At 38.3% G+C, this 6,165-nt stretch carries 6 protein-coding genes; 4 read left to right on the top strand and 2 right to left on the bottom strand.

Features of this window, described 5'->3' with window-relative positions; genetic code table 11:
• On the top strand, positions 1–183 hold a 183-nt coding region (locus RVS70_RS21190), incomplete at its 5' end, for a hypothetical protein (RefSeq protein ID WP_321134723.1).
• 414 nt (positions 184–597) lie between these two features.
• Here the strand turns inward: RVS70_RS21190 and RVS70_RS21195 are convergent.
• Positions 598–1,254 (bottom strand): GntR family transcriptional regulator, encoded by a 657-nt coding sequence (locus RVS70_RS21195; protein ID WP_026680323.1) that lies wholly within the window; start codon positions 1,252–1,254, stop codon positions 598–600.
• A gap of 116 nt (positions 1,255–1,370) precedes the next feature.
• On the opposite strand from RVS70_RS21195, the gene RVS70_RS21200 reads away from it, so the two are divergent.
• Positions 1,371–2,090: an EcsC family protein gene (locus tag RVS70_RS21200; RefSeq protein WP_026680322.1), complete on the top strand. Its 720-nt coding sequence runs from the start codon at positions 1,371–1,373 to the stop codon at positions 2,088–2,090.
• 213 nt (positions 2,091–2,303) lie between these two features.
• On the opposite strand, the gene RVS70_RS21205 is transcribed toward RVS70_RS21200, so the two are convergent.
• Complete coding sequence (locus RVS70_RS21205; RefSeq protein ID WP_026680321.1) at positions 2,304–3,908, bottom strand: catalase; 1,605 nt, start codon at positions 3,906–3,908, stop codon at positions 2,304–2,306.
• 199 nt (positions 3,909–4,107) lie between these two features.
• Here RVS70_RS21205 and yfkAB point away from each other — a divergent pair, with 199 nt between their 5' ends.
• Together yfkAB and RVS70_RS21215 are read left to right on the top strand one after the other, a co-directional pair.
• Entirely contained in the window at positions 4,108–5,205 is a 1,098-nt protein-coding gene (yfkAB, locus tag RVS70_RS21210) for a radical SAM/CxCxxxxC motif protein YfkAB (RefSeq protein WP_121605840.1), read from the top strand.
• Positions 5,206–5,229: 24 nt separating this feature from the next.
• Entirely contained in the window at positions 5,230–5,715 is a 486-nt protein-coding gene (locus tag RVS70_RS21215; RefSeq protein ID WP_026680319.1) for an NUDIX hydrolase, read from the top strand.
• Positions 5,716–6,165 lie beyond the last annotated feature (450 nt).

Below are 6,165 nucleotides of genomic sequence, written 5' to 3' on the forward strand. Positions count from 1 at the left end.
TTGGGTGTGATTACTTTAACTTTACCAGAAGGTATCCCTTTTGCGTACATAAATCTCAAAAAAAGTGGTACTTACCAAATTATTGGCGAGTACCACTTTTTATTTTACTGGGTTTTGTCCCAGCCCCTTCGTTTTTTGATTAGGATAATTAATATAGCATCTGAAATATGTGAGACTCCTTGAAAAAGAAGAGCGCTTTATCTGCGTGCTATGTATCGCTGCCAAAGTCCTCCTTATCCACAGCACGAGCCCGAATCCACTTGGTAACGTGTTTTCCTTTACCAAGTGAGCTTAGTCCGTGCTCGCGGAAAGCCAGTGTATGTTCATGATGCGGGGGTGATACTCCTATTAATAAACGTGATTATTCGTATTTTGAGTAAAGAAGTTGTGTTTAGTCCCAGCCCCTTTTCAATAATTTATTCCTCATATAACCGGCAGTAATCCCCTCACTTCAAGCAATAAAGTGAAACCAATATTGGGAAGTGGGGGATCAACTGCCAGTAAATGTCCAATTGGTTTAAAGGTCTTTATATCATACCCTCGTGGTACTAACAATCCGTGGGAGATAATAAAATGCCCACGGATTGAAGTTTCACATTATTTTAGTGCTTGAAATTCTTGTATCGTACGTAACCAATTTTCTTTCATAATTGGAGCAAGAGCCTCATTATTTCCTTCTTTCATAAGGTTAATAATCTGGCTATGTTCTTCTATGGATTGTTCAGTTAAAATGATGGAGTTATGGAAGAATAAGCGTCTTACATGGGCTTGTAAGTTAGCAATAATGTTGTGGATATAGGGATTATTTGCAGCATCAACGATAACTTGATGAAATTCTTCGTCAATTTTTAAAGCAGCATAATAATTCTCTGAGCGAATAGCTTTCGTAAATCGGTCATTAATTTCTTCCAATACAGCTGTTATATCATCCGTTAAATTATCAATAGCTAATTCAGCTGACAAGGCCTGTAGTACAGCTAATGGTGGAAGTAAATCATTCATAGATTCTTTTTCCACTTCTGTTACTTGCGTTGCTTTTCCAGGAAACATCTTTACAAATCCCTGTACTTCTAAAAGTTGTAGAGACTCTCTAACCGGAGTCCTACTCACGCCTAATGCTTTAGCAAGTTCAGAATCATTAAGTTTTTCTCCAGGTTGTAATGTACCATCAATAATCCACTGTTGAATCTGATTAAAAGCACTTTCCTTTGCGGATTGCCTTACTGGCCTGGAATGATCTGAAGGTATTGGCATTATCTGCTCCCCCTCTACAATTATTTTTAGTATACTAAACAGTATACAATAAATTATTAATTATGGAAATATGCAATATATCACTAAGATTTTTAAACGTTGTGGAGGGATTTATTTTGATTAACTATGAAGATATAGTTTCTCAGGAGCTAGAAGCTTGGCGAAGGAAAATGTATGCTAAACCTAACTTATTTAATCAGTTTTCTAAGAAAGCACAGATGAAAATAAATAACTGGATACCTGAAAAGGCGCATCGGATAATTACTGAAAGTATTAAAAATATGGTTAAGGCTACATTAGTAGGCTCACATGTAACTACGAAAAAACCAGAAATGCAAGAAATGAATTTATATCAGCAAGATCAGCTTGTAAAAGAAAAGTTATCCACCTATCGCAAAACAGCAACAGTAGAAGGTGCAGGTACTGGTGCTGGTGGTATTTTTCTTGGTTTTGCGGATTTTCCTTTACTACTGTCTATAAAAATGAAATTCTTATTTGAGGCTGCAACCATATATGGCTTCGATACAAAGGCTTATGAAGAACGATTATTTCTTTTACACATATTCCAATTAGCTTTCTCCAATGAAAAAGAAAGAAAGAAAACGATGTATGTTATTGAAAATTGGGAACATGAAAAGCAACATTTACTGGATATGGATTGGCGAGCATTTCAACAGGAGTATCGTGATTATATAGACTTGGTCAAATTATTACAACTCGTACCTGGCTTTGGTGCTATTATCGGTGCTTATGCCAATTATAATTTACTTGATCATCTCGGGGAGACGGCTATGAATGCGTATCGTCTGCGACTATTAGCTGTACCAGAAGAGTAAAAGTAAAGGGGAGGGTAGAGAAAAATAGGGGGACCCCTGCAAAAACAGCAAGAGCCCGAAGGTCCACGTTACTAAGCGTGGTTAACCGTGTTAATTTGGTTTGTGGAAAGCGTTCCATACTTTTGATTGCGATAAAAAATAACAGGCTTATTTGATATTTACTCTCGGCATTAACTTATGAAAAGCACTTCGTTTAGTTATGCCCTCTAGCAATTAATATGGATCTGCTTCATGTCCTTTTTCGATTGCTTGATCTGGTGCTTTTTCTGCATCTTTATTACCTAACGGATTTTTACTTGTTCCATCATTCATCATGGTTTTGGCCTTTTCCAGACCTTCACGTAAACGGAGGCCATATTCTTCATCTGCATCCTCAGCCAATGCGACCATTTTATCTTGAATACGTTGATCACACATAGAAAGATCATTCACTAAATTAGAAATTAAATCATCCTTTTCCCAGTCTTTGAAGCTACGGAATGTCTCGCCTGCTTGCTTTGTATTGTCATTTCTGTCGATGGATTCACGAACAAGCTTTCCTTTTATCTCAGGGGTGTATTCTTTTCCCGTTTGTTCAGCTTCCTTTAATCCACCTAGTACCGAAGGCTCGTAATTAACATGTGGATTTTGACCAGGTGCTTTGTCATTTTGCTGACGTAATTGTCCACCCTCTTGGTTTGTAGCAACACGCTTTTTTGCTGCATTAATAGGAACCTGTAAATAGTTTGCCCCTACACGATAGCGCTGTGTATCAGAATAGGAGAACGTTCTACCTTGCAGCATTTTATCATCTGAGAAATCAAGTCCATCGACAAGAACTCCGGTACCGAAGGCAGCTTGTTCAACTTCTGTAAAGTAGTTTTCTGGATTTTTATTCAATACCATTTTTCCAACTGGTAACCATGGAAACTTGTCCTCCGGCCATAGTTTTGTATCATCAAGTGGATCGAAATCTAGCTCGGGGTGTTCATCATCGGTCATAATCTGGACGAATAGTTCCCACTCAGGATAATCTCCTTTTTCAATAGCATCGTATAAGTCTTGTGTAGCGTGATTGAAATTGGTAGATTGAATCTCATTTGCTTCTTGCTGTGTTAAGTTTTTAATTCCCTGTTTTGGTTCCCAATGGTACTTGACTAATACCGCTTCGCCCTCTTTGTTAACCCATTTATATGTGTTTACCCCAGAGCCTTGCATCATTCGGTAATTTGCCGGAATGCCCCAAGGTGAGTAAATAAAGGTTATCATATGGAAGCTTTCAGGGGAATTCGCACAAAAGTCGAAGAAGCGTTCACTATCTTGAATATTTGTTACAGGATCTGGTCGAAAGGCATGAATCATATCTGGAAATTTCATTGCGTCACGAATGAAAAAGATCTTAATATTATTTCCGACTAAGTCCCAATTCCCGTCCTCCGTGTAAAATTTTACAGCAAAGCCACGTGGATCACGTACTGTTTCTGGAGAATGTGTACCATGAACAACCGTTGAAAATCTGACAAAGACAGGAGTTTGCTTCCCTTTATCCTGAAAAACCATGGCTCTTGTATATTTGGATATAGGCTCATCACCAGCCATGCCGTATGTCTCAAAATAGCCATGTGCCCCAGCACCACGAGCATGAACTATCCGTTCGGGAACTTTTTCACGGTCAAAGTGACTTATTTTTTCGATGAAATCATAGTTTTCCAGTGTTGCTGGTCCACGATTTCCGACTGTTCGTATGTTTTGATTGTTAGTAACAGGATGCCCCTGCCTCGTTGTTAAGGTATCTTCATTTTCGATATTATTGGCTTTATTTGTATTTTTTTGCTCCATCCGTTTTCTTTTCCACCTTTCTAAAATATAACTAAACTAGAATTTCCATAATTCTGCTATTTTTTAGTTTGCCCACTTATCTAAATATCATTCTTTAATTTCCACAAAGACGGGATAGACAGTTACATGGTAAAATATTAAAAGAGTCTTTGAAAAAGAGAGGATTTTTCTTGTGAAACTAACAGAAGCGAGTAAAACAATGTCTCCAGCATATGACCCATGGGAAGCATATATGGACGTGGAACAGCATGGGGGAATAACATTGTCTAACATTGAATTTACAACAACAACGCTTTGTAATATGCGCTGTGCCCACTGTGCAGTAGGCTATACACTACAAGGGAAGGACCCGGATGCACTACCAATGGAATTGATTGAACAGCGACTAGATGAAATTCCTCACCTTCGTACACTAAGTATTACTGGTGGAGAGCCGATGATGTCGAAAAAATCTGTTCGTGATTATGTAGTTCCATTGCTTAAATATGCTCATTATCGTGGTGTGAAAACACAAATTAATTCGAATCTGACCTTGCCTTTTAGTCGCTATGAAGAAATCATTCCTTATTTAGATGTCTTACATATTTCACATAACTGGGGTACTGCTGAAGAATTTGCGGAGACTGGATTTGCAAGAATGGAGAGAAAGCCATCAGAGGAAAATCGTAAGAAATATTTCGAACGAATGGTTGAAAATGCTCAGAAATTATCACAAGCAGGTGTCATGGTATCTGCAGAAACGATGCTAAATGGTCGGACATATCCTTACTTAGAAAAAATTCATGACCATGTGCTTGAAATGGGTTGTGCACGACATGAGATACACCCGATGTATCCCGTAGACTTTGCAAGTAATTTAGAAACGTTATCCTTAGAAGAAATGCGGAAGGGTATCGAACGGTTATTAGACCACCGTGATCCTGATACATGGATGTTATTTGGTACCTTGCCTTTTTATCCATGTAGCACGTCCCAAGCGGATTTGAATTTACAGAAGCGTTTATTTAAGGAAAAGAATGTATCGGTGCGAAATGATCCTGATGGTCGTTCTCGTTTGAATGTAAATATTTTTTCGGGTGATGTGATTGTGACTGATTTTGGAGATGAGCCAAAACTAGGGAATATACAAACCACTTCGTTACTTGAAGCTTACGATCGTTGGATGGCTTCAGACACAGCAAAATCGTTAAATTGTCATTGTCCTGCTGTTAAATGTCTTGGTCCAAATATTCTTGTGAAAAATACATATTATCAAGATGTAGACTTTCAACAAAGAAAAGCCACTATTAAACTGTAATTAACATATGAGGGGGACTAGAGGATGGAAGTGTGGGATCTGTATGATAGGAATAGAAATAAGTTGGATGAAAAGCATATACGGGGAGTGCCGATGCCAAAGGATCGTTATCATCTAGTTGTTCATGTATGGATTCAAAATGATAGTGGGGGGCTTTTATTATCAAAGCGACACCCTAACAAGCCATATGGGGGTTATTGGGAGTGCACAGGTGGTTCTGTGATTGCAGGGGAAAACAGCTTACAGGGGGCATATCGAGAGGTAGCTGAGGAACTAGGCTTACAATTAGACGATAAAGCAGCAAAATTACTTCGTAGAGAAGTTAGACAGGTAGATCATTTGGACAATTGGCTGTTTCATAGCAATGTATCTATTGAACAGTTAACTTTTCAACCGGAAGAAGTAATAGATGCTAAATGGGTAGATGAAGAAACATATCGGCGAATGGTTAGGCAGAAAGCAATCGTTCCAACGCTCCATCACTTCTTTGATGAATTAATGGTGAAGTAAAAGCTTAGTATTTCCTAGGAGCTTAAGGGAGTCAAGAAAGTGTTGACAACTAGTTTTATGTATCGTTATAAGGTTAAGTGTGGGATGACTGCCAGTAAATGTCCGATTGGTTCAATGGCCTTTAGGTCATACCCTTGTGGTACTAACCATCCGTGGGATAAACACAACCCCTACGGATGGAAGCTTCCCTTTATCTTTAGTTAGTATAAAAGAATATAGATTGTTTTACATGTGTACGCTTCTATAAATCGGAGCGTTTTTTTCTTAGTCTAGGAAATTATAAAATTTGTGCCTATGGATAAATAGGAGCGCTTGCGTTTTTGTTCTAAGTTAAGAAAGTATAAAATTAGTGCAATGACTGCGTTAAGCCAAGTAGTTATTTTGAAATGTTAGATGTATATTGGCAATGCTCCGACTAATTACTTCGCTTTCCGTGGGCACGGCCTCAAC

The organism is Virgibacillus sp. M23 (assembly GCF_034190895.1).
In the GTDB taxonomy this organism is placed as follows: domain Bacteria; phylum Bacillota; class Bacilli; order Bacillales; family Amphibacillaceae; genus Virgibacillus; species Virgibacillus salarius.

Coding starts and splice junctions, on each gene's coding strand:
- RVS70_RS21195 (WP_026680323.1), bottom strand. CDS start 1,254: ATGCCAATACCTTCAGATCATTCCAGGCCAGTAAGGCAATCCGCAAAG.
- RVS70_RS21205 (WP_026680321.1), bottom strand. CDS start 3,908: ATGGAGCAAAAAAATACAAATAAAGCCAATAATATCGAAAATGAAGAT.
- yfkAB (WP_121605840.1), top strand. CDS start 4,108: ATGTCTCCAGCATATGACCCATGGGAAGCATATATGGACGTGGAACAG.
- RVS70_RS21215 (WP_026680319.1), top strand. CDS start 5,230: ATGGAAGTGTGGGATCTGTATGATAGGAATAGAAATAAGTTGGATGAA.